Raw genomic sequence first — 19,756 nt, 5'->3', positions numbered from 1 at the left:
TCATTGCGCGAGCGACTTGATCGAGGCGGCACCGACCAGTCCGCCGAACAGGCTGCCGGTGATGTCGCGAAGACGTGCCCAGAACTCGCCGCGATTGGCGTCGACCGGCACATAGACCAGATCGCCCGGCAGCGCCGGTGCCCGCAGCACCCGCTTGCCGTTCGCGACCACCGTGCCGTTGGCGCGCACCACGAAGATCTCGGCCTTGTCGCCCAGTTGCTGCACGCCGCCAGCGGACTGGACGAAGTCGCCGATCGAGGCGCCCTCGCGATAGGCGAAGGAGGCAGGGCTCGGTACCGCGCCGAAGACACCGACGGTCACCGGCCGGGACGGAATATAGATGGTGTCGTTATTCTCGACGATCACGTCGCCGGGCAAGGCGGCTGCGGCGACCGGCAGGTCGAAGACCAGCCGGCCGCTCGGTTCGCGTGCGCGCAATTGCTCGACGATCGAACGAACCAGAGCGAGATTGCCCGGCTGGGCGAGCTGAGCGCGATTGGCGGAGACGACCGGCTGGGCGGTGAGCTGAAATTCCATGTCCTGGATCGCGCGGTCGAAGCTCAGCTTCTGCTGCGCCTTGACGCTCTCGCGCGTGATCACGCTGGCATAAGGAAAGGCGAGGGTGGTGAGGCCGCCCGCCTGTGCCACCACGTCCTCCATCCTCGTGCCGGGGCGGAAATAATAGCGGCCGGGCCGGGCCACTTCGCCGCTGATCGTCACCAGCACCGGTTGCTGGTCGAGCGGGCGGGCGATGCCGACATCGGAGAGGATGCGGATGATGTCGCCGCGCCGGGCCTTTTGCGTGCGTGCCTCGGCGGCGGTGACCTGCCGCCATCCGGACTCGGTCTTGCCCAGGGAATCGAGCACCATCAGGCGGCTGTCATCGGCCACGGTGTTGATGCCGCCGGCATAGAGGATCGCGTCGTTGAGCGTCTCGTTGGGAGCGATCTCGAAAATGGCCTCGCGATTGACGCTGCCGATCACCGCCACCTGCTCTCCGGCCGGCGCGAGGTAGATGACGTCGCCATTCTGCAGCGCGGCGTCGCCGCTCTTGTCGCCCTTGAGCAACAGGTCGTAGAGATCGAAGTCGGAGATCAACTGGCCGTTCCGGCGAAGCTGGATCGACCGGAAGCTTCCTCCGGGTGCGGGACCGCCGGCCGCGAGCACGGCGTTGACCAATGTCGAAAGGCTGCTGACGGTGTAGGACCCCGGGGTCGCCGCGAAACCGGTGACATAGACGGTGATGCCGTGCAGCCGTCCTGCGGTCACCTGCAGGTCGAACGCGCGATACTGGCGCGCCACCTGGCGGGCGATGACGTCGCGCAGGTCGCCATAGCGCACCCCACCGACGGTGATGGCGCCGACGCGTGGCACGAAGATGCGCCCTTCCTTGTCGACGGTCAGCCGCAGATCCGCCGCCTGTACCGATCCGGTCAGGCCGAGCAGCACTTCGTCCCCGGGGTTGAGGCGATAGTCCGGCGGCACGATGGTGGTGGAGGGCGCGGTGAAATCGCGCCCGCCCGGTGTCAGCAATTCGGCACCGAAGCGGCGCAGCGGCTTGCCGGCCGCGTTCGAGACAAATGTCTCGAACTCGTTGGCGACAGGCGATACCGGCTTTGTCCGCTGGCCACGCGGCGTGGGCTGGTCGCTGCCATTGGCCTCCGGCGTGGCGGGGGCGCCATCGATCACGGTTGGCTGGTAGGAACGCACCTCGGCGGGCGGGACAGCGACCTGCGCCGCCGCGGCGCCCCGTGAGATCGCGCTCGCTCCTCCGCCGGACTGTTCCGTTGGCGACACCGGCGGGGATAACTGGGCTGATGCCTGCGCCGGGATCAGCGGCAGCGCGAACACGCAGCCAGCCAGCAATTGTTTCCAAGGGGTCGTCATGCGGTGCAATCTTCTTTTTCGATCAGGCTCGCGGTCAGGCCGGCTGCCGAACCAAGCAGGATGTCGGCGGCCGTTTCCCAGAGGCGTTCATTGGCCGCGGCGAGCAGCCCGCGGCCTGAGCCGACCCGGTAGGGGGCTCGATTCCAGTCAGTCACCACGCCACCTGCTTCGGTCAGGAACAGGGCGCCTGCCGCATGATCCCAGGGCAGGGTGCGCTGGAACGCCGCGAGATCATTCTGGCCGAGCACCAGACGCGGATAGCTTTCGGCGGCGCAACGCGGGACGGGCACCATCTCGAAATGCTGCGCGGCATGAGCATGGACCCGGTCACGGTGTTCGGGCGTCATGAAATGCGTTCCCAACGCCGCGACCGGCATTGTACCTTCCGTCGGGCGGGTCCGCACGGGGATGCCGTCGCAGGTGGCGCCGGCACCCCATTCGGCATGGCAGATCCGTCCACTCAGAAGATCCAGTATCCAGCCGGCGCGAGGCACGCCGTCTTCGACGAGCGCCACCATCATGCCGAAGGGCGCGCGGCCGGCAGCGAAATTGGCGGTGCCGTCAAGCGGGTCGATCAGCCAGACCAGCCCCTGGCCGATATCGTCGAGGAGTCCCGGCTCGTGCGCCGCCGCTTCCTCGCCGACGATACGGGCCCCGATTCCCAGCGTCTCCAGCTGGTCGTGCAAGCGACGTTCGGCGTCGCGATCGACACTGGTGACGATCTCGCCCGGACTCTTCTCGGTAATCTCATGATCGGCAAGCATGCGGAAACGCGGCGTTACCGCTGTCGCGGCAACGCCTCGCATCATGGCCGAGACTTCATCCCTCAACGACATGGCGGGTCAGGCAGCGACGCTTGCCAGCCGTCCGCGCGCGGCGACGGCGCTGCGCTCCTGGATCATCCGGATGCGCGCCAAATCCTCGTCAGCGATGGTGCGATAATAATCGCGCTTGTTCTCAAGCCAGGCGAGTTCGAACGCAACGGCGTTCGCGATCCCGGCTTCGAAGCCGGGCATGTCGGCGGCGGCGCCGTCGAAGATCACCTTGCGAGTTTCGAAGCGGTCCAGGCGGATGCGGCGCATTTCGCGCAGCGCCGGCCCGGATTCGCCAGCGACCGATCCGCCGACCACCAGTTCAAGGCCATGGTCGGCACAGGCGCGCGCGGCGGTAAGGACCGCCTCGGTAATCTCGCGCTGGTTGATCGCGCCGCGTGGCAGCCCGCGGGAGAGCGTGAAATCGACACGCCCGAACACGATGCCGTCAAGCGCTGCCTTGGCGAGCGGGATCATCGCGTCGAGATTACGCAGCGTCGATTCGGTTTCGAGGTTGAATAGGAACTGCGTGTCCGTGTCGTCGCCATAGACCTTTGTTTTGGCCTCGACGAGCTTCGACAGCGCGTAAGGAGTCTCGACCATGGGCGCGATGATATAGTTCGCACCGTAGAGCTTCGAGGCGTGAAGATCCGACACCGCCTCGCAACCGCCAATCTTGAGCGCGACCTTGAGGTCGGCGCGGTAGGCGAGCTCGAGCAGGCGCAGCAACTCGTCCGGACGCGTGCCCTCAGCTTCGAACTCAGCCTTCACGGCGACGACCCCGAAGCGATCGCGGCCCTTTTTGAGCATGTCGAGCATGCGGCGTTCTGTGGAATTCATCCTCGCCTCCTGGTTAAAGCGTTACTGACGAGGGAGGGGACGGAGTTGCCCGGGCATTTCCGCAAGCAAACGGCGAGGTAAAAAATAATTGCCTGCGGCTTACGGAACCGGCGCGAGGTCTCCGTCCTCAAGCATAATGCCAGTGATTCCCGCCCTGCCGCTCACCGCCGCGCTGCTGCTTCTTGGCGGCTATGGGCCTGCCGCGGGTGACGGCGTCGACAGGCTGCCGGGTGGCGAAGGTGCCGCATTTCGCCAGCGCATGATGGTCTGGTCGACACCGGCCTCCGCAGGCCAGGTGCCGGAGGATCTTGTCCCGGCGGCGCTGCCGCGCCTCTCGTCGGGTTTTGGATATCGTCACGATCCGATCCGCGGCGGTTGGGCCATGCACAGCGGCATCGACATACCGGGACCACTCCATTCCCCGGTGATGGCCGCGGCCGGCGGTGTCGTCGACTATTCGGGCAGCGCGGGCGGTTATGGAAACATGATCGAGATCGATCATGGCAATGGCCTTGTCACGCGCTACGCGCATCTTTCCCGGTCGCTGGTACGTCCCGGCGTACGCGTGGAGCAGGGCGAGACCATTGCCATGATGGGCTCGACCGGCCGCTCGACCGGCAGTCATCTCCATTTCGAGGTACGCGTGAATGGCCAGGCAACCGGCCCACTTGCCTATTTCTCGGGCCGGCGCCTGCTTGGGCGGGTGCCCCGGCAGCCCGCCGAGCCCCATGTCTCCGCTTTTGCGCGGGCACGTACAGAGTCAGCGCCGGAGTCGACAGTTGAGGCAGGGTTCTGATGCTTCTCCAGGAACCCGTCCGGCCGCAGCGACAGGTTGCCGCTGCCGGGAGACGGCCGGACTTGGCAAGCCAGCCGGCGAGTGCTTTGCGTGGTGCCATGGCCGGGAGTGAGCATATCGACGGATTGCAGCGCGTTATCCTGAACGAGCGCGCCCGGCTGCTCCGTTTCCTTGCCGCGCGCGGCGCGGGCGATGAGGCGGAGGACGTGCTGCATGACCTGTGGCAGCGCCTCGCGGTTGCCCCGAGCCAGCCCGTGGCCGACCCGGTCGCCTATCTGTTCCGCGCGGCCGAAAATCTGATGCGCGACCGGCGCCGCTCGACCTTCAGTCGCGAGCGCCGGCAGATGGACTGGCATGAGACCAGCGTTACGGCCGAGGAAGAACCGCTGGGCGAGCGAGTGCTCATCGCCCGCGAGCGCATGCGCCAGGCCGAAGCGATGCTGGCCGGGCTTGGCCCGCGCGTCGACCGCGTATTCCGCCTTTACCGTCTCGAAGGCCTGGGACAGGCCGCCATCGCTCGCGACCTGGGTGTCAGTCTCAGCTCAGTCGAAAAGGATCTGCAAAAGGCCTATCGCGCCCTTGCCGAACTGAAGGCGCAGTTCGATGCGGAATAGCGGGAACGGCTCCGTCATGTCAGGGATATGGGCATGATGGCACACGAGTTCGACAATATCGGAGAGGCGGCGCGCCTGTGGGCGATCCGCGCACAGGATGCGTCTTTCGCCGATTGGGAAGGTCTCACCGACTGGCTCGAGAGCGATCCCCGGCATTTGCCCGCTTATGAGGTCGCCCTGGAGGATGACGCCTGGGCAGGCCAGCTCTTCGCCGCACATACCCCTGTCGCGGCGGCGACAGCGCCCGCGCACTACCCCCCGCGCGGGCGCTGGTTTGCAACAGGCGGCGCGATCGCCGCGGCGCTCGTCGGGGTGGTGAGCTGGACGGTGGTGACCCGGGATGCGCCCCGGCGCGAAGTAGCGACCGCGCCGGGCGAGCACCGGACAGTCGATCTGGCCGACGGCTCGCGCATCGTTCTGAACGGCGGCACTCGGATCGTGCTCGATCCTGACAAGCCGAGAGAAATCACGCTTGCCGAGGGTGAGGCGCTGTTCGAGGTGCGGCATGACGCGCGCCATCCGTTCGTCGTCGTTGCCGACGGCACCCGGCTGGTCGATGTCGGCACCGTTTTCAACGTGGTGCGCGACGGCGGCGCCATCGATGTCGCGGTCGCTGACGGCGCCGTTGACTATGAAGCGGGAGCGCAGCGGATACGGCTCAACCAGGGTGACGCACTGTCCCGGCCCGACCGAGATGCCGCGCCTGCGGTACGCAAGACCAGTCCTGAAGGGATAGGCGGCTGGCAATCCGGCCAGCTCCACTATGATGATGCGACGCTCGACCAGGTTGCGCGTGACCTGTCCCGTAACACCGGCCGTTCGATCCGGGTGGTGGATGGCGCGGCGCGGATGCGGTTTACGGGCACGCTGGTGCTTGAGGGACCACCTCGCGAGGTTCTTGCGCGCGCCGGCCCGCTGCTGGGCGTGAACTTCGCTAAACAAGGCGATACATGGACGATGACTCCTGCCAATGCCCGGCGGCGCTAATACCGCTCTTGCAATACCGTTGATCGCCGCAGCCTTGCTGATCGGCGCGCCTGCACATGCCCAGGAACGGGTGGCGGATGTCGATATCCCTGCCGCTCGCCTGGATCACGCGATCAGGCTTCTCAGCCGCCAAAGCGGGACGAGCATCGGGTTTCGCGATTCAGCGATCGCGAAGCTCGGGGTGAAGGCAGTGCGCGGGAAGCTGACCGCGGCCCAGGCGCTGGAGCGGATGTTGAGCGGTACCCGCCTCGAAGTCAGGCGTGTCGCGACGAACACCTATCTCATCGAGCGGGCTGCCTTGCCGCCGGCACCCCGGCCGGTCGCGCGCCCCGTTCCCCAACCACCGGCGACCGTACCACACGATAGCGTGGCCGATGAGGTCATCGTGACGGGAAGCAAGCGCAATGTGCCGCTCAGCGTCTATCCGGGCGGAGTGCAGGTGATCGAGGGTGACACGCTCTCGATGGCCGAGGGCGCGCGCGGCACCGACGCGATCGGGGCCCGGGTGGCCAGCGTCGTATCCACTCACCTCGGCCCCGGGCGGAACAAGCTGTTCATCCGTGGTATCGCCGATTCCAGCTTCGTTGGTCCGACACAGGCGACCGTCGGCCAATATTGGGGCAACAGCCGGATCACCTACAGCGCGCCGGACCCGAGCCTGCGGCTCTACGACATCCGCAGCATCGAGGTGCTGGAAGGGCCGCAGGGTACGCTCTATGGCGCCGGCTCGCTCGGCGGGGTGGTCCGCGTCATTCCGCATGCGCCCGATCTGGGCATGACGGGGGGCACGATCTGGGGCGGGACCCAGGCCGTGCAGCACGGCCAGCCCGGGGTTGATGGCGGCGCCATTCTCAACGTGCCGATAGTCGACGATCGGCTGGCCTTCCGTGCGCTTGCCTTCGGGTCGATCGACGGGGGCTATATCGACGACACGAAACGCGGACTGAAGGATGTGAACGAAGTCCGCACCATCGGTGGCCGTGCCGCCCTCCGCTTCGTACCGGCGGACGACTGGACGATCGACCTCAGCGGCGTCGGTCAGCGCATCGACGGCCTGGACAGCCAATATGCGGAGCGCGGCGGCGACGGCCTGAGCCGCGCGAGCAGCATAGCCCAGCCCTATCGCAACGATTACTGGCTCGGCGACCTGGTCGTCCGCAAGCAATGGGGCCAGCTCGAGCTAACCTCCTCCTTCGGCTATGCCAATCAATATGTCTTCGAGCAGTTCGAAGGCGTGGCGCTTGCCGATTCAACCGATCTCACGGTCGCGCCATCCGCAAGTGCCGCGCCTGCCGCCTATGTCCAGACCGACCATATCTCGATGATCACGGCCGAAACGCGGCTGGCCCGGCGCGGTCCGGAAGGGACTGGCTGGGTGATCGGCGTCAGCCTGCTCCACAATGTCGCGCGCGTTAATCGCCAGATGGACCAGTTCTACCTCGCGTCAGCCGGTTCGGGCGGCTCGACGACGGGGCAGACATTCCCCGGCGTGATATCGATCCAGCCAGCAGATACGCTGACATTGACTGGCGTGCGCAACCAGGTGGACGAGCAGACGCTGTATGGCGAGACATCGATAAAGCCGCTCGACCGGCTGACACTGACCTTTGGCGGACGACTTACCCATTCCCGACTCTCGGGCGATTCCGAGGACGTGCTGAAGATGTTCGCCTTTCGGGTCGATCCGGGCGCGAGCGCGGCCCGATCGGAAACGCGCCTGCTGCCTTCAGCCGCCCTGGCATATCGCCCGTCTGACCAATTGACGCTTTTCGCGCGCTATCAGGAAGGCTTCCGGCCGGGTGGAATCGCGGTCCGGCAGGATTTCGTCCAGCGCTACAAGGGCGATCGGGTCGCGACGACGGAAGCGGGCGCGCGCTACAGCGTCAGGGACTTCAGCCTGTCGCTGAACGCGTCCTGGTCGCGATGGAGCGATATCCAGGCCGACCTGATCGATGGATTCGGTTTCCCGACCACGGCCAATGTGGGGGACGGACGAGTCCTGTCGGTGGGGCTGGCGGGGCGCTGGCAGCCAGTTCGGGGCCTGTCGTTCGATGCCGCCGTCTATGTCAATGACAGCAAGGTCACCGCCCCTGCCTTCGCGACCTTGCCGTCCGACCTGGCCAGGGCAAATCTGGAGCGTCTCCCCAATGTGGCGGACGCGACCGGCAGGCTCGGCTTTGCCTATGCCACCTCGCTGTCATCGTCCGTCGACTTCGAAGTGAACGGCTTTGGCCGCTATGTCGGAAAGTCGACCCTGGGCATCGGCCCCATCCTCGGCCAGTTGCAGGGCGACTATCTCGACACGGGCCTTGAATTCAGGGTCGGCACCAAGCGCCGCGCCGTCACCCTGTCGCTGACCAATCTTCTCGACGCGCGCGGCAATCGCTTCGCGCTTGGATCACCGTTTCTGGTTCGCGACCGCAACCAGATCACCCCGCTTCAGCCACGCAGCGTCAGGCTCGGCTTCGACGCGGCCTTTTAGACCGACTCAAGACGCCGGCGGCGCTCAATCGCCCGGGAGGCCGCTGGCCAGCTTGGCGAGCAAATTGCCCAGTTGCGCGCGTTCCTCGGCGCTCAGGGCGGCCAGCAGTTCGGCCTCGACCAGCATGTCCTCCCGGAATGCCGTTTCGGCCAGTTGCCGGCCGGCTGCCGTCAACTGGACGAGCAGGCTGCGCGCGTCGGTGTCGCTGGGCAGGCGTTCCACCAGGCCGGCTTTTTCCAGTCGCGCAAGACGGTCGGTCAATCCGCCGGACGAGATCATCAGCGATTTGAACAATTCCGTCGGCCTGAGGCGATAGGGCGGCCCGAAACGCAACAGCGTGGAGAGGACGTCGAACTCGCCAGAATCGAGATCGTGACGCGCGAAGACCTGCTCGATCGAAGGCCGCACGCGCAGCGTGATCCATCTGGCGCGTCCCAGAATGGCCATGCCGATCGTGTCGACGTCAGGCAATTCGATGGCCCATTGGCGTCTGCGTTCCTCGACATGGTCGATGCGGTCGGGGGATATGTCCTGTTTATATCTTGACACCGAGATATTATCCGTCAATTATCTTGACGACGAGATAACCCGTCACTGACGGAAATCAACGAATTTGATACGAAAGGAAGCAGAGCGATGAGGTCGACAGCAATGCGGCGTGCCGGCTGGACCCTGACTGGCCTGTTCGGGCTGTTCATGCTCGGCGCGTCGATCGCGCCGAAGCTGGTGGGGGCCGCCGTGGCCACGGATACGCTCGTCGCCCTGGGCTGGCCGGGAAGCTATACGTTGCTGATCGGGCTGATCGAACTCAGTTGCCTGATCCTGTATCTCCTGCCGCGAACCAACATATTGGGCGCGGTGCTGATGACCGCATTGCTTGGTGGCTCCCTGGCCACGCAGTTGCGGGTAGGAAGCCCCTTGTTCAGCCACACGCTCTTCAGCGTCTATCTGGGGCTGTTCATGTGGGGCGGCCTTTGGCTGCGGGACGCCGCGGTGCGTGCCCTTTTTCCGATCCGTCTCGACCGTCCAGCGGAGTGAAGGCGCCATGTCCTTCCAAGCATATCTCGACAATATCGAAACCAGGACGGGCAAGAGCCCGGAGGACTTCAAGGCAATGGCCGAGCAGAAAGGCTATGCTGCGGACGGCGCGCTGAGCGCCGGCGTCAAGGCGGGCGACGTCATTCAATGGCTCAAGGCGGATTTCGGCCTGGGCCATGGGCACGCCATGGCGATCGTGGCGCTTCTCAAGGGAAAGACGTCCTAGCCTCGCGGGTCGCTCAAGCACCAGGCACGCATGGGGTCCGGGAGATATTCCCGCTCGCGATAGTCGAACCAGTCGAAATCCGCCGGCAGGCGCCGCCCCGATCCGTCCTGGCACGCCATGCCCACGAACGCGCCGGTGAAGTTGGGCAGCCCCGGCGCGCTCGCCTCGTCGGAAAGGATGCTGGCGTCGAACTGCTCGCGCAGCCAGGTCCATTCGCTGTCGCCCTCCACGCGAAAGGCGAAGCGCAGCCGCTCATAGTCGACCTCGGCGCGGAGATGGATTCGGCCCTGAGCCGCGATGTCGTGGATCTGCGAGAAGGCGTCCGCCTGCGGTGAGTCGGGGAGCGCCGACATGACCTGGATCTGCCGCCCGCCATGCTCGCCCGCGGTGACGAACAGATAATGGAATTTCGAGCTGTTGTAATAGCAGATCAGGCCCGCCGCCTGCTGGTAGCTTTGCGGGTCGAACTCAACCACCGTGCCCGCTGAATAGCAGAACGCCTGTTGGCGCCGCGCGACGAGCGCCTGTTCGAACAGGCTGCCAAGCGATTCCCGGCCGTGGAGGCGCAGATGGCCGGGGTGGGCGGTGAGGCTGAACAGTCCGTCGGGGTCGGGCGAGCGGAGCCACTGGAAGTCGATCGGCAATAGGCCGTCATCGAAATCGGCACGGTCGGGGACGGCGGGCGGCGGGGCGTCCACCGCCCGGCCGGGGATGTCGAGTTGCGGGATGCTGTCGCCGCTCGCGGTGTAGAGCCAGCCATCCTCAGCCCAGCGCATCGGCTGTATCGCGGTTTCGCGGCCGAGCACGCAGCGCCCGCGATTGGGCAGGGGACGCCCGCAGAGATAGACCATCCAGGGCTCGCCCGATGGAGTCTCGACCAGGTCGGCATGGCCAGCGCGCTGCAGCGACGCATCGGGCCGGTCGCGGGCGCTGAGGATGTAAATATCGGGGTGGAGTTCATACGGCCCGGTCAGGTCGCGCGAGCGGGCCATCGTCACCGCATGGTTCCAGGCGGTGCCACCCTCCGCTGTGATGAGATAATAGCAGCCGTTCCGCTTGTAGAGGTGCGGCGCCTCGGTCAGGCCGAGCGGGGTGCCCTCGAAGATCAGGCGCGGTTCGCCGATCAGCATCTGCTTTGCTGCGCAATATTCCTGCAGCACGATGCCAGCGAAACGGTTGCGGCCGGGCCGGTGATCCCACAGCATGTTGGTCAGATATTTGCGCCCGTCATCGTCGTGGAACATCGACGGATCGAAGCCGCTGCTGTTGAGATAGACGGGATCGGACCAGTCGCCCTCGATCGTCTCGCTCGTCACCAGATAATTGTGGAAATCGCGCAGCGACGCACCGGAGGCGCCGCCGGTGGTGGTCCGGCCATAGCGTTTCACATCGGTGTAGATCAGGTGGAAACGATTGCCGTCATGCGTGAGGCAGGGCGCCCATACGCCGCAACTGTCGGGGTCGCCACGCATGTCGAGCTGGCTCGCGCGGACGAGCGGGCGGGCTACAAGCGTCCAGGTCGCCAGGTCACGCGAATGGTGGATCTGAACCCCCGGAAACCATTCGAAGGTCGACGTCGCGATATAATAATCCTCGCCGACGCGGACGATCGACGGGTCGGGGTTGAAGCCGCGAAGGATGGGATTGCGGATCATGCGGTCGTCGGGTCCTTCTGGGGTTTGGGGGCGCGGACGAGAATCCACAGGGTGGCGGCGGCGAACAGGTCGAGCACGCCGAGCGCGATGAAGAACGGGCCATAGCCGATGGTTTCGACAAAATGCCCCATCGCCAGCGAGAACAGGAGGACGCCGAGATTGGCCATGGTTCCGGCGATGCCGGCGGCGGTGCCGACCTCGTTGCGCGGGAACAGGTCGGATGCCATGGTGATGCAGGTGACCGACAGCGTCTGGTGCGCGAAGCCGCCGAGGCAGAGCAGCGCGACCGCGGCGGCGGCGCTTTCCACCTGGCCGACGAACATCATGCCCGTCATCAGCACCGCGCCGAGCGTATAGGCGCCGCGCCGTGCGTTGATCAGGCTGATCCCGCGCCGTTGCAGCCACAGCACCACGGCTGGCCCGAACAGGCAGCCGAGATCGGCGGCGATGAAGGGCAGGCCGGCGAACATGGCGATCTGGCCGAGGTCGAAATGCCGCACCGTGGTCAGATAGAGCGGCATCCACAGGGTCAGCGTGCCCCAGGTCGGATCGGCGAGGAACCGGGGCAGGGCGATGCCCCACAAATTACGCTGGCGCAGCAGCCGGCCGAGCGGCGGCTTGACTGTGTCCGCGCGGAGATAGGATTCCTGGCCTTCCAGGATTTCCGCCCTTTCCCCTGGCGGAACCGTAGGGTGGTTTTCAGGCGAATGATAGAAACGGCGCCAGGAGGCCGCCCAGATCAGCGCGAATATCCCCGCCACGATGAAGGCGCCGCGCCAGTCCCACACCATCACCGCGCCCGCCACCAGCAGCGGCGCCAGCACTGAGCCGAGCGAGGCGCCGATATTGTAGACGCCGCCGGCAAAGCCACGTTCGCGCGCGGGAAACCATTCGGAGATCACCTTCAATGCGCCGGGATGCGCCGTGCCCTCGGCGAAACCGAGCAGCGCGCGCAGGCCGGCCAGGCTGATCCAGCCTGTCGCCAGCGCGTGCGCCATGGTGATGATCCCCCAGGCCGCGGCGAACAGGGCAAGGCCCGTCTTCAGCCCGATCATGTCGAGGATATAGCCCGCGACCGGTTGCAGCATGATGCCGAGCTGGAAACCGCCGGTGATCCAGGAATATTGCTCCGTGCTGATATGAAGCTCGGCCATCGCGGTCGGCGCGGCCACGCCCATGATGCTGCGAGTCAGATAGTTCAGGATCGTGCCGATCATCACCAGCCCGATGATCCACCACCGGATCTTCATCATCCTGCCCAGCCGCATCGCCCGTCTCCCCCGCGCGTCAGGCCCTGTCGTCCGGGCGCGATCGCTCTATGGTAGCGATAACGATCTGACCGGTACTGGCAAGATCACAGGGACGACGCAGGTCGGTTTGCGAGGAGGGTGGCGAAGTGATACCGGTAGCAGGCCAGTTCGGGAGAGCGGAAATGCCTCGTGCCCTTGTGCCGTTTGTCCTCGGCACCATCCTCTTTTCCCCGGCCGCCCTCGCCGCGAGCGCACCGCGAGAGAGCTGGGGCAAGGCGGGGGTCTCGCTCGACCGGTATCGCGAGGATGCGGTCCTGTGCGGGCGCCAGGCCTATTATCTTGACGTGTCGGACACTCCCGCCGCAAAGGCGCTGGCAAGGGCATCCAGTCTGATCGAGAACCTGCCGTCGAACATCAACGAGACGGCGTCTCAACCTGTCTCGGGGGCTGAGGCGATCGCGATGGCGGTTCAGGGCGCGCGGCCGGAGCAGCGCTTCCGCGAAATCGCCGCGCTGCAGAAATCGACGCTGGAGAAATGCCTGACCTCGCTCGGCTATGTCCGGTTCCGCCTGACCAAGGAGCAGCGTGGCCATCTGTCGAAGCTGCGCGGTGGCACGCCCGAACGCCATGCCTATCTCCACAGCCTTGCCAGTGACCCGAAAATCCTGTCGACGCAGCATGGCTGATCGAGAGGAAGAATGATGATCAATGTCGGGGTGATCGGGTTCGGGCTGGCCGGCAAAAGCTTTCATGCGCCGCTGGTCGATGCGGTCGACCGGCTGAAGCTCGCGGGCGTCGTCACCTCGCGCAAGGAGGAGGTCGCCAGGGCCTTTCCCGGCGTGGCGGTGGTGCAGACGGCCGAGGCGTTGATCGCCGACCCCTCGATCGGCCTCGTCGTGATCGCAACGCCCAACGAACTGCACGCGCCGCTGGCAAAGGCGGCGCTTGAGGCAGGCAAGCATGTCGTGATCGACAAGCCCTTCGCGGTCGATCCGGCCGATGGCGCCGCGCTGATCGAACTGGCGGCGGCACGCGGGCTGGTGCTCTCGGTGTTCCACAACCGGCGCTGGGACGCCGATTTCCTGACCGTGCTCGATGTGCTGGGCAGCGGTGCGCTGGGCGAGGTGATGCTGGCCGAACTGCGCTGGGACCGGTTCCGTCCCGCGATCAAGCCCGGCTGGCGGGAAGCGACGGTCGAGCAGGGCGGCGGCATGGTCGCCGATCTCGGGCCGCACCTGATCGATCAGGCGCTGCAATTGTTCGGCACGCCAGAGGCGATCACCGCCCATATCGCCGCGCAACGCCCGAATGTGGTGGTCGACGATTATTTCGAGCTAACGCTGTACTATGGCGAACGCCGCGTGATTGTGTCCGCCTCCACCCTGGTCGTCTCGGCGCGGCCGCGCTTCGCCCTGCACGGCAGCAAGGGCAGTTTCGTAAAACACGGCCTCGATCCGCAGGAAGCGATGCTGCGCGCCGGCGTGAGCCCCAATGACGCCGGCTTCGGCGAGGAAGCACCGGAAGCGTTCGGCACCCTGACCGTCGCGGACGGCCAGCCCGAGCTGGTGCCCTCGATCCGCGGCGACTGGCGGCGTTATTATGAGGGCGTGGCCGATGCGATCCTGGGCGATGCGCCGGTGCCAGTCGATCCGGCTGATGCGTTGACCGGGCTCAAGCTGATTGCGCTGGCGCGGCGGAGTGCTGCTGAGGGGCGCAGGCTGACCGTTTGATCCGGGGTGGGAATTCGTGAGCGGATTGGTGGCGAGTGGTCTGACTGCCCGTGGGCGACAGATACGACGCTGCCATTCCCCTTTTTTTTGGCGGCGCATGGCCGATTGCCGACTGATAGGTTGAGGATAGCTGTCTTTCATTCACACGAAACGTTGCGGCAGCTGTCGACCAAAGCCCGCCGTTCGCTAGTCCCGCCTTCAACGGCAGCTTCTGTAGGAACCTGCCATTCGCACGGATCTCAGCCCACTGACACATCAACGCGCTCTATAATTTGAGGTTCAAGACTCTCGTAGGTTCGTCTGCCGTCCAGACTAAGGAAGAAAGAGTGGCTTGGCGAGGGGCTTGAACCGAGGCACATGACCGGTATGATTAAAGTCGAAAAGAATCATTTCCTGCGCGCCGCCTTGGAAATTGGTCAAAGCGGTGAAAATGATACACTTCCATATGACATAGATGCCGCCTTCATAAAGGAGAAGTCTGGCGATCTCGCAGATATCTGCATCGCTTTGTTCAGCGCGATCGAAAGTGGCAAGCTTGGTAGGCCGAAAGATTTCATGAGCGGCTTGACGATTATCTCCGAACGATTGCTCGTTCCGTCAGGTTCGCATGGATTCCGCATTACTGCCAAAATCCACCCTTTCTGGAATCTTTACCTGAATGGCCTCGGTCTGGCCATTGCGGAAGCCAATGAGGGAAACCGAAGCGCGCGCGTGCATTCCTATCGCTTGGGCAATGACGCAGCCGATTTTTTTGATCGGGCTCGGTCCTGGCGTTCCTTCAAGGAAGCCACGCTCCAAGAGCCCGTGCTGAATGAGGACGACGCAGTCGTCATACAAACTGACATCGCGAGTTTTTACGAACATATCTATCATCACAGGCTTGAGAACGTCGTCAAAGACTTAGCCGCAGACGGATCAACCATTGCGCTCCAGATCGACCGCATCTTGAACAAGCTGGCCTCGGGCCGTTCGTTCGGCTTGCCTGTAGGGGGGCAATGCGCCCGGGTGCTCGCGGAAGTCATGATGACCCCGATTGACCAATCCCTGTCTGACGCCGGCCTAATATGGCACCGCTATGTCGACGACTTCACGCTGGTCTGCCGATCACAGCAGGATGCCTATAAGGCGTTGTCCGTGCTGTCTCATGCTCTTGCCGACTATGGCCTGTCATTGAACCGCAGCAAAACGACCTTCCTCAGTGCCAAGCATTATAAGGACTTCATATCGACGCAGCTCGGGGTCGGCGACGAATCCAGTGCTGCTCTCCGTGAGATGGATCTGCACTTCGATCCCTATTCGGATAATGCGCGAGGAGAATATGAAAAGCTGAAGCAATCGTTCGATAAGATCGACATTTCATTCCTGCTCGGCCTAGAATTAGAAAAATCACAGCCGGATGCTTTTGTTGTTGCCCAGGTTGGGAGAGCCCTCAAGTTCCAAGAGCCCAAAGTGGCCGAACAGCTGTGTACCACTCTCCTCGATCCCAAGAATCTCGACTCTTTCCGAGCCTCCTGGTCCAAGATTATGCGCGGTATCTACGCTGTGCGCTCCCGGCCGGATTTCGAGGCCATATTTCCCGCGCTCGATACGCTGCTCGACAGAATTCCCAGCGCCGCGCCGCACCTTTTGATCCCCGAAGCCAATCTGCTGCATTTCCTGCGGGCGATCCGCTTTGTCAGGACGGAGGTTCGCGGCGGTTTCGTACGGCAAACATATGACAGGACATCCTCTTCGACCGTCAAGCGAGCATGTATCGACTGTTGGAGATACTGGCGGGACCGTCCAAGCTTTATCCGCCTGCGCGGCCAATGGAGCAATTTGGGGCCGAATGAGCAACGCATGCTCTGGCTCGCTGCAGATGCATTCAATGACGACGGCAAGAAGGCGCAAGACCAGTTACGCGCCTCACTCGCGCAATCTTGGAGTCTCGGCTTCGAAAGCAGTTTCGCCGCATGCTATGAAAGTTGGGCAAAAAATGCGGCTTGACCGTCTGCCTAGGAAGGATCCCCGAACCGTGGCTCGGGATATCCCGGGTGTTCTCGACGTGTTGTTCCCAAGGCTGACCGGGGGGCTGGTCGCATCCCTCAACAAGCAGATGTTCTCATTCGAAGGCATCGTAGCGGTACCGGAGGTCATGATCGAACAGACACAGTTGCAGAAGGCCATGGTGTTCGAATTGTCTGTCGCCCGGGCAGAAGGAATGCTTCGCGGCGACGAGGTTGCAGATTGGGGGGAATATCTCCGGTCCGCATCGCAGCGCCAGAGGCAGCATTATGACGCGCGCATTCCAGAATCCGTGAGCGAAGGAGATATTGCGATCGCTGAACACGCGGCAGGAAATTTGGTTTTTATGCTGAACAGCGTGCAAGCTCAGCGCGCCGGCATGGCTCTGGAGCAAAGCCCGGTCATCCCTGGCCTTGGCTGGGTTGCGTCAGGTAACGGGGATTTCGCGCTCGGCTCGACGCTCGTCGAGGTCAAGCATACGGAGCGTAATTTCGGCTCGGGCGACTTCCGGCAAGTCATGATGTACTGGCTGTTGAAATATGCCCGCTCAATCGAAAATGACGATGATGTCTGGTCGGAAATTCTTTTTCTCAACCCACGCCGGAATGCGGCCCTACTCTTGAGCTATGACTATCTCCTGCAATCTGCCTCAGCGCGCCTGAATCGGGTGGAACTTATCGAACTTCTGCGATCCGCCGTTAGCCAGGAAATCGAGCGTCGGTGACACCGTGTATCGACTGACGGCAGCCGACCAACTCAGGACGTTGAGCGGCCGTGAGTTGAACGACTGTCCTTGCTTGAACCCGATGAGCAGCAACGTTCTCTATGTTCGGCGTCAGGTTTCCGATTGTGCGTCCAGAGGATCATCCCGGAGCGGGAACTCGCAAACATTGATTTCGACAAGCTTGCTGATCCCACGCTCGCGGTAATGGTCTACTGATAGGACTGGGCCAGATGAACTACCGTCGCGCTCAACGATACCTTCACGCCTCTTCAGCGTAACTCTGGGGTCGTTGAGTTCGTCGATCGTCGGAAGGCCGATATCTCCATTCCCATCTGCCGTCATTTCCGGGACCGGCAGTTCGATAAGACCTTTGGCAGCCAGAAAACTGAGGCCGCGTGAAATGCCGATGGCGCGACTCCCTGACAGACGCCTAAATCGCCGACGGTCCACTAAATAATGCCACGGCACGCAATCCGACTCGATCGCACTCAACGTTTTGGGCATTTTCGCTTTGACCTTATGAGCACTGGTTAGCAGACAGCCAAACTCAAAGGGGCTTAATCCGCCCGGCGCGCTAGTTGCTTTCCATTTGGTGCGCTGCGCTTCTGTCGCATAGAAGCAGTAAACCGGCATTAAGCCATGCTTTTTTGCATCGTCGATCAATAGATTGATCTGCTCGGCCTTGGTTGATTTGACCACATGTGGGATTTTCAAGACATTGTCCTGTTGAAGGCGCTTGGCCTGAACCCGCATTCCAAAGGATCTTGCGCGACCAATAATATGCCACTCCCAGTCCGCACCGTTCTTAGCCTCCTTCTTCTTTCCGAACGTGTGCAAAGTGATGATAGCGGGATGCCGCCGTCGCAACTCCAGTAAGTTCGACTCGGTGATCGTTTCCTCGCCGTAACTGACGTTCACATCTTTCTTGTGCGCGAAGGCCAAGTTTTCCGAAGTTGCATGAGCGAGCTCGAGTAGGGAATTCAATAATCCTGTATGCATTTATATCACTCTTGACGGATGTACTGTTGCGCCGATGTGGAATTAGGAAGGGTTGATACTGACTCCCCCCCCGAAAGCCGTCGGCATGCTAATGTAGCAGCGCGGGAGAATGCGGGCTGTCGTAACACGACGAAATCGCAGCTGAGATGCTCACACTGTGTCAAAAAGGCGGGTCGAGGTACAACCCGAGGGGTTCAGGATCATCGAGGCCGATCTCAGCGCTTTTTACTGTGGCGATCGTGATCGTTGCGGGAGCGATACGTAGTCCTGGTGCGGCCGGCGTTTCCTGCAAAAAGAGGTCCAGGCTTGGGGCCACTGGTCCCGAAGCCGAGGGCGCCGCGACGCCTGCGAGCGGCTCGACCGTTGCCGCGTCACCGAGGACAACGATGTTTCGCCCTTCGGGCCGCTGGGCGGAATTGAAGATGATGGCGTCGATATGCCGCCGCTCGCCACCCATGCGGACCTCGTGGACGGCATTCAGATACTCGGCGACAACCTGCGTCGGTACATAGTCGATATGTTCGTCCGTCTTAAGGATCGGCTTAGCAATTTCCCTGCGGAAGCGTTGCATAAACCGCCACTGCGTCAGCCGCCGCACATGGTCCTTGGCGAAGAGATCGAGCTGCTTGGGGCGTTTGCGGAAGCGTGTCATGTCGAGCACGCAAAGCGGCCGTGCGAGCTTGAATTCAGCGCTTGCGATCTTGCTGCCGACCGCCGGCCGCAGTTCTGCTGCGCAAGTGGCGAGGTCAAACGAGCCGTAAAAGGCCGGGATTCCCGACACGTTCATGCGTCCCGCCTTGCCTTTGAGTAGGGGGGCTGGTCCGAGACCCGCGACCGGTGCTTCCGATATCTTTCGGGCATCGTCGTCGGTGATGATGCGTGCACGGAACACCGGACCGGCCTGCTCCGGCTCAAGCATGTAAACAGGAGGATTGCGTTTAAGGTCGCGCTGAAGATGGATGTTGCGGAAGATGCCGGCCAGCAGCGTCCGGGCATCGTCATTGAAAAAGCGGCGCCCATGAACGATCGACTTTCTGAAATCCCTCCACAATGCGCCGTGGAGGTGATCCTGAACGGTCACCTGCTCATAAGTAAACTCGTCGGCGTAAAACATGTCTTCGCCGTCCGCGACGTTCGGATCGTCCTCTTCAACCAGACAGTCCGCGATGGCTTCAGCGATCTCCTCCTTGTCCGCATCGGTCACTTCGCAGATCGTGTCGGCGAGCGTGGTGGCGTTGCCTCGCCCTGTATCGTCCGATCGCGCATAGTTGTTGCGGAAGACCTCATCGACGATCTCGCAGATCGACGAGACCGGAATACCTTTTCTTGTCGGATGAAAATCGCACTTGCCCCGGCCGACATCGGGTCGGATCTCTTCTAGCCGCCGCTTAAGCGTGTTGTTGTCAAAGCATTCGGGGCACAAGAGGGTCATTTGCAAGAATTGGCCAGCTTGGCCAAGGCGCGTCAAGCTATCATTCAAACGGCGAGCGTGGAATGAGGCTTCGCCTTTGGACTGCCGACGGCAATGGTCAGCCTTTCAACACAAATCGGTCAAAATACGCGTCTCTCGAATGTCGGGTTTTGGCAACAGCGGACGTTCGGGCCACCCGTTGAACCCACCCCCAATGTCGGCCGTTCACTAGGCCGGATCGACAATCAGGATTTCCAAAGTGCGTGATGTCTGATTCATGAGGTTCCGTGTTGAAGCGCGG

The 19,756-nt window shown here is 63.2% G+C and carries 18 protein-coding genes; 10 read left to right on the top strand and 8 right to left on the bottom strand.

Going from position 1 to position 19,756, the window contains the following annotated elements:
* From NDN01_RS09235 to NDN01_RS09225, 3 genes are read right to left on the bottom strand one after another with little or no spacing between them, the layout of a single operon-like run.
* Positions 1-1,887 carry a polysaccharide biosynthesis/export family protein gene (locus NDN01_RS09235; RefSeq protein WP_272627100.1) on the bottom strand — a complete coding sequence of 629 codons (1,887 nt, stop codon included), beginning with the start codon at positions 1,885-1,887 and terminating at the stop codon, positions 1-3.
* Positions 1,884-2,723: an inositol monophosphatase family protein gene (locus NDN01_RS09230; protein ID WP_272627099.1), complete on the bottom strand. Its 840-nt coding sequence runs from the start codon at positions 2,721-2,723 to the stop codon at positions 1,884-1,886. Before NDN01_RS09230 ends, NDN01_RS09235 begins: the two co-directional genes overlap by 4 nt.
* 6 nt (positions 2,724-2,729) lie before the next feature.
* Positions 2,730-3,539: an aldolase/citrate lyase family protein gene (locus NDN01_RS09225; protein ID WP_272627098.1), complete on the bottom strand. Its 810-nt coding sequence runs from the start codon at positions 3,537-3,539 to the stop codon at positions 2,730-2,732.
* 136 nt (positions 3,540-3,675) lie between these two features.
* Here NDN01_RS09225 and NDN01_RS09220 point away from each other — a divergent pair, with 136 nt between their 5' ends.
* The 4 genes from NDN01_RS09220 (at position 3,676) to NDN01_RS09205 (ending at position 8,418) form a co-directional block, all read left to right on the top strand.
* On the top strand, positions 3,676-4,335 hold the full coding sequence (locus tag NDN01_RS09220) for a M23 family metallopeptidase (RefSeq protein WP_272627097.1): 660 nt from the start codon (positions 3,676-3,678) through the stop codon (positions 4,333-4,335).
* Positions 4,336-4,433: 98 nt separating this feature from the next.
* Positions 4,434-4,949, top strand: a complete 516-nt coding sequence (locus NDN01_RS09215; RefSeq protein WP_272627096.1) for an RNA polymerase sigma factor — start codon at positions 4,434-4,436, stop codon at positions 4,947-4,949.
* A 33-nt stretch (positions 4,950-4,982) separates the two neighbouring features.
* Positions 4,983-5,936, top strand: coding sequence for a FecR family protein (locus NDN01_RS09210; protein ID WP_272627095.1), 954 nt, complete (start codon positions 4,983-4,985; stop codon positions 5,934-5,936).
* Between the two features lie 19 nt (positions 5,937-5,955).
* Positions 5,956-8,418: a TonB-dependent receptor domain-containing protein gene (locus tag NDN01_RS09205; RefSeq protein ID WP_272627094.1), complete on the top strand. Its 2,463-nt coding sequence runs from the start codon at positions 5,956-5,958 to the stop codon at positions 8,416-8,418.
* A 24-nt stretch (positions 8,419-8,442) separates the two neighbouring features.
* Here the strand turns inward: NDN01_RS09205 and NDN01_RS09200 are convergent, their stop codons facing one another.
* Positions 8,443-8,967 (bottom strand): MarR family winged helix-turn-helix transcriptional regulator, encoded by a 525-nt coding sequence (locus NDN01_RS09200; RefSeq protein ID WP_272627093.1) that lies wholly within the window; start codon positions 8,965-8,967, stop codon positions 8,443-8,445.
* An 87-nt stretch (positions 8,968-9,054) separates the two neighbouring features.
* Between NDN01_RS09200 and NDN01_RS09195 the strand changes: the two genes are divergently transcribed.
* Both NDN01_RS09195 and NDN01_RS09190 read left to right on the top strand, forming a co-directional pair.
* Positions 9,055-9,456, top strand: a complete 402-nt coding sequence (locus NDN01_RS09195) for a DoxX family protein (protein WP_272627092.1) — start codon at positions 9,055-9,057, stop codon at positions 9,454-9,456.
* Between the two features lie 7 nt (positions 9,457-9,463).
* A complete protein-coding gene (locus NDN01_RS09190; RefSeq protein WP_272627091.1) occupies positions 9,464-9,682 on the top strand; it encodes a DUF4287 domain-containing protein in 219 nt (72 codons plus the stop codon).
* Here the strand turns inward: NDN01_RS09190 and NDN01_RS09185 are convergent.
* Positions 9,679-11,337, bottom strand: coding sequence for a glycoside hydrolase family 43 protein (locus NDN01_RS09185; protein WP_272627090.1), 1,659 nt, complete (start codon positions 11,335-11,337; stop codon positions 9,679-9,681). The genes NDN01_RS09190 and NDN01_RS09185 overlap by 4 nt on opposite strands.
* Complete coding sequence (locus NDN01_RS09180) at positions 11,334-12,605, bottom strand: MFS transporter (RefSeq protein ID WP_272627089.1); 1,272 nt, start codon at positions 12,603-12,605, stop codon at positions 11,334-11,336. The genes NDN01_RS09185 and NDN01_RS09180 overlap by 4 nt, the downstream gene beginning before the upstream one ends.
* A 164-nt stretch (positions 12,606-12,769) precedes the next feature.
* Here NDN01_RS09180 and NDN01_RS09175 point away from each other — a divergent pair, with 164 nt between their 5' ends.
* From NDN01_RS09175 to NDN01_RS09160, 4 genes are all read left to right on the top strand, one after another.
* The gene (locus NDN01_RS09175; RefSeq protein WP_272627088.1) at positions 12,770-13,273 is read left to right on the top strand and encodes a hypothetical protein; all 504 of its coding nucleotides are present in this window, start codon (positions 12,770-12,772) and stop codon (positions 13,271-13,273) included.
* Between the two features lie 12 nt (positions 13,274-13,285).
* The gene (locus NDN01_RS09170) at positions 13,286-14,317 is read left to right on the top strand and encodes an oxidoreductase (RefSeq protein WP_272627087.1); all 1,032 of its coding nucleotides are present in this window, start codon (positions 13,286-13,288) and stop codon (positions 14,315-14,317) included.
* 357 nt (positions 14,318-14,674) lie between these two features.
* Positions 14,675-16,303: an RNA-directed DNA polymerase gene (locus NDN01_RS09165; protein WP_272627086.1), complete on the top strand. Its 1,629-nt coding sequence runs from the start codon at positions 14,675-14,677 to the stop codon at positions 16,301-16,303.
* Between the two features lie 28 nt (positions 16,304-16,331).
* On the top strand, positions 16,332-17,045 hold the full coding sequence (locus tag NDN01_RS09160; protein WP_272627085.1) for a hypothetical protein: 714 nt from the start codon (positions 16,332-16,334) through the stop codon (positions 17,043-17,045).
* Positions 17,046-17,156: 111 nt separating this feature from the next.
* Here the strand turns inward: NDN01_RS09160 and NDN01_RS09155 are convergent, their stop codons facing one another.
* Both NDN01_RS09155 and NDN01_RS09150 read right to left on the bottom strand, forming a co-directional pair.
* Entirely contained in the window at positions 17,157-17,987 is an 831-nt protein-coding gene (locus NDN01_RS09155; protein ID WP_272627083.1) for a DUF6615 family protein, read from the bottom strand.
* Positions 17,988-18,204: 217 nt separating this feature from the next.
* Positions 18,205-19,476 carry an RES family NAD+ phosphorylase gene (locus tag NDN01_RS09150; protein ID WP_272627082.1) on the bottom strand — a complete coding sequence of 424 codons (1,272 nt, stop codon included), beginning with the start codon at positions 19,474-19,476 and terminating at the stop codon, positions 18,205-18,207.
* Positions 19,477-19,756: the final 280 nt, after the last annotated feature.

The sequence above is a fragment of the Sphingomonas sp. QA11 genome (assembly GCF_028473665.1).
Taxonomy (GTDB): domain Bacteria; phylum Pseudomonadota; class Alphaproteobacteria; order Sphingomonadales; family Sphingomonadaceae; genus Sphingomonas; species Sphingomonas phytovorans.
The sequence above is the reverse complement of the archived record's forward strand: the minus strand, read 5'-3'. Positions and strand labels throughout refer to the sequence as shown.

What these genes read in the sequence shown, in the direction of transcription:
- NDN01_RS09235 (WP_272627100.1), bottom strand. Translation starts at nt 1,887, where the DNA reads ATGACGACCCCTTGGAAACAATTGCTGGCTGGCTGCGTGTTCGCGCTG.
- NDN01_RS09230 (WP_272627099.1), bottom strand. Translation starts at nt 2,723, where the DNA reads ATGTCGTTGAGGGATGAAGTCTCGGCCATGATGCGAGGCGTTGCCGCG.
- NDN01_RS09225 (WP_272627098.1), bottom strand. Translation starts at nt 3,539, where the DNA reads ATGAATTCCACAGAACGCCGCATGCTCGACATGCTCAAAAAGGGCCGC.
- NDN01_RS09220 (WP_272627097.1), top strand. Translation starts at nt 3,676, where the DNA reads ATGCCAGTGATTCCCGCCCTGCCGCTCACCGCCGCGCTGCTGCTTCTT.
- NDN01_RS09215 (WP_272627096.1), top strand. Translation starts at nt 4,434, where the DNA reads ATGGCCGGGAGTGAGCATATCGACGGATTGCAGCGCGTTATCCTGAAC.
- NDN01_RS09210 (WP_272627095.1), top strand. Translation starts at nt 4,983, where the DNA reads ATGATGGCACACGAGTTCGACAATATCGGAGAGGCGGCGCGCCTGTGG.
- NDN01_RS09195 (WP_272627092.1), top strand. Translation starts at nt 9,055, where the DNA reads ATGAGGTCGACAGCAATGCGGCGTGCCGGCTGGACCCTGACTGGCCTG.
- NDN01_RS09190 (WP_272627091.1), top strand. Translation starts at nt 9,464, where the DNA reads ATGTCCTTCCAAGCATATCTCGACAATATCGAAACCAGGACGGGCAAG.
- NDN01_RS09185 (WP_272627090.1), bottom strand. Translation starts at nt 11,337, where the DNA reads ATGATCCGCAATCCCATCCTTCGCGGCTTCAACCCCGACCCGTCGATC.
- NDN01_RS09180 (WP_272627089.1), bottom strand. Translation starts at nt 12,605, where the DNA reads ATGCGGCTGGGCAGGATGATGAAGATCCGGTGGTGGATCATCGGGCTG.
- NDN01_RS09175 (WP_272627088.1), top strand. Translation starts at nt 12,770, where the DNA reads ATGCCTCGTGCCCTTGTGCCGTTTGTCCTCGGCACCATCCTCTTTTCC.
- NDN01_RS09170 (WP_272627087.1), top strand. Translation starts at nt 13,286, where the DNA reads ATGATGATCAATGTCGGGGTGATCGGGTTCGGGCTGGCCGGCAAAAGC.
- NDN01_RS09165 (WP_272627086.1), top strand. Translation starts at nt 14,675, where the DNA reads ATGACCGGTATGATTAAAGTCGAAAAGAATCATTTCCTGCGCGCCGCC.
- NDN01_RS09150 (WP_272627082.1), bottom strand. Translation starts at nt 19,476, where the DNA reads ATGACCCTCTTGTGCCCCGAATGCTTTGACAACAACACGCTTAAGCGG.